At 53.1% G+C, this 2276-nt stretch carries 3 protein-coding genes; all 3 read right to left on the bottom strand.

What is annotated here, in order from left to right:
* Window positions 1-1389 (bottom strand): phage tail sheath subtilisin-like domain-containing protein (locus RH88_RS04430; protein WP_005593725.1); only part of this gene is annotated, 1389 nt, incomplete at its 3' end.
* Window positions 1386-1613 carry a DUF2635 domain-containing protein gene (locus tag RH88_RS04425; RefSeq protein ID WP_005593723.1) on the bottom strand — a complete coding sequence of 76 codons (228 nt, stop codon included), beginning with the start codon at window positions 1611-1613 and terminating at the stop codon, window positions 1386-1388. The genes RH88_RS04425 and RH88_RS04430, both read right to left, overlap by 4 nt.
* On the bottom strand, window positions 1597-2217 hold the full coding sequence (locus RH88_RS22680) for a hypothetical protein (protein WP_005593721.1): 621 nt from the start codon (window positions 2215-2217) through the stop codon (window positions 1597-1599). Before RH88_RS22680 ends, RH88_RS04425 begins: the two co-directional genes overlap by 17 nt.
* Window positions 2218-2276: the final 59 nt, after the last annotated feature.

Here is a 2276-nt window from a genome sequence, read left to right as displayed (position 1 = left end):
TCCGTAGCTGTTTAAGCGATACATGGTCACTTCGCGCTCAATCATGACGTTGCCACCCGCATCAACTTTGTGCGTGGCAATGCCATCGTGCAGCAGCAAGTTACGCTCGTTTAAGTCCCAGCGCTCACTCACAGGTGGCGGAAGCACACCAGGCAGCACTAACGTTTGCAGTGGTCTTGCAGGGTCAATCGCAAGCTCATACGCCGCAACTGCGCCATAGGACGCCGCCCACAAATAAGCAGGGGTTGGTGATGAGCCTGCGCCCATGCAGCTATAGAGAAAATCGTTACGACTTTCACCAAAGGTGGCGGTCTGCGCGTGCGTACCACTAAAGGCAAGATAAGCCGTACCTTCGGTCATCTTCATTGGGCCCCATCGCTCGGTCATCTCATCGCGTAGCGCATTGAGGTTGGCCGTATCGCGGTAAGGCATAATGATGTGGTTAAACCATTCATCAGCCATTGCGCTAATAGCATCGGATACATCAGGGTTACCCTGACCACCCGATAGCGAGATGTTGGTGGTCATCACACCACTTGGGAACGCTTGGCCTGCGTAGTAGTTACACACCACGCGAATATCGTTACCCGTTTCGCCTGTCTGTTTAGCGGTGTAAGTCACTGCGCCATCAGCGCTTTCAGCACGGACAGGAAAATCATCATCACCGTTAACAGCGTTTGTGATGTTTTGCGCCATCTCGGCGGCGGTATCGCCTTTTTGCGCCAGGATAGAGAGCGACTTACCTGCAATGTGCAGATAGATGATCGCATCTTCTAATGCCGTGCCGATAAAGCGCTGAACACCACGCGCGGCGACACCTGCTGCGGTCGCTTCAACGCCGTGTAGCGTCATCGATACATCAACCGCTAAATCCGCAGCAGCCAAGCCTTCACCTGCCGCAATCACCATAAAGCCCGTTTGAGTCGAAAAGCTTTTTAGCGCCGCGGTTTTGTTGCCAACGCTGACGCGCCAGCCTTGCTCTGCCGCTTCGCTCTCGTCCACATCAAACTCTAAGGTCGGGGTTTTAAATCCAACCATCAGCGAGCCTTCGCTCTCAACGGCCGCCGTTTTGACTGCGGCTTGGTAGTCTTTATCCACCAAGTTAAACGCTTCTGGCAGTGCCACGCCAAGCACTTGAGTAAAGCGGTTCGCGCCTTTTACTTGGCTTGCAAGGCCATGCATCAATGAACCACGGCCCCAAAGCGCCGCCGCTTCATCCCCATCGTTAAACGGGTAAAGCGTACACGCCTCAGCACGGCCCGTTGGCAGCATCTGACCAATCACTAAGATTTGGTGAGGCATAGCCGCTGTGCCGATGATCGCTTTTGAGTTATCAAAACCGATGTAACACAGTGGTGGGCGAATATCGTTAGGAATAGCATTGCTCATGCTTTTGCTCCTTTCTTGGGTTTATCTTCGCTTGCGCTTTCTGGCTCGCTTGCAACGACAGGCGCTTGAGGCTTGTCTTCACAAAACACCGCATCACCATCACGCAGGCGACGTCGCCAGTAGCTATTGAGTTCAACCAGCGCGCCCTCGGCTGGAAGTTTTTGCAGCGTCTTAGGGTGGCGAAGGGTTAAACCTGGCTTTGCGGGTCTAATCTTTCTCTTCATCACTGAGCTCATCGGTCTCTCCTGGTAAATGAATTAACGCATCGATAGTGGGGGCACCTTTATCGATGCTGCCGCTCTCTGCGAGTTGGTTTTTAATGCCAAGGGTGGTGAAGTCATCCAGAGTGGTGTAAATCGGCTCACTCATGCTCATGTTCTGCACCCAACTGACCGCCCAGATACACACACCAAACCCATCAAGAGTGGCACTGTATAAGTTGGTGGCGATGATGTTTTTCGCCTCTGAGCAGTTATGAACACCCCAACGCTCGCGACTGACCAACTCAATCACCTTTGAGGTTAAAAGCTCACACACCACCGAGGCGTCCATATCTTTTGCGGCACCGCGTGTCACCACGTAAGCCACCATCGAAATATCGGCTTTGCTGCCTGCGCGCCTGTCATGGTTCGACGCTTTTAACGCCGCCACCCCAATGACGTTGTTCTTTGATGCAAAGCGAGAGAGCTCTTCAGCGGTATCAAAGCGGCCTTTATGACGCACCACCTCATTGGCTGAAATAAACTCATCCGTCACGAGCGCCTTTTGCATCACGCTCACCACTGCGTGAGTGGCGCGCATTGTGCCTGTTAGTTGCAACTCAGCCATACACTTGCTCCTTTACAAACTGCGTCATGGTGGCAATGATTTCATCGCCGTTCTCGTCA

It is taken from the genome of Vibrio scophthalmi LMG 19158 (assembly GCF_000222585.1).
GTDB lineage: Bacteria > Pseudomonadota > Gammaproteobacteria > Enterobacterales > Vibrionaceae > Vibrio > Vibrio scophthalmi.
Note: the sequence above shows the minus strand (reverse complement) of the source record. Positions and strands in the feature narration are given on the sequence as shown.

Coding starts and splice junctions, on each gene's coding strand:
- RH88_RS04425 (WP_005593723.1), bottom strand. CDS start 1,613: ATGAAGAGAAAGATTAGACCCGCAAAGCCAGGTTTAACCCTTCGCCAC.
- RH88_RS22680 (WP_005593721.1), bottom strand. CDS start 2,217: ATGGCTGAGTTGCAACTAACAGGCACAATGCGCGCCACTCACGCAGTG.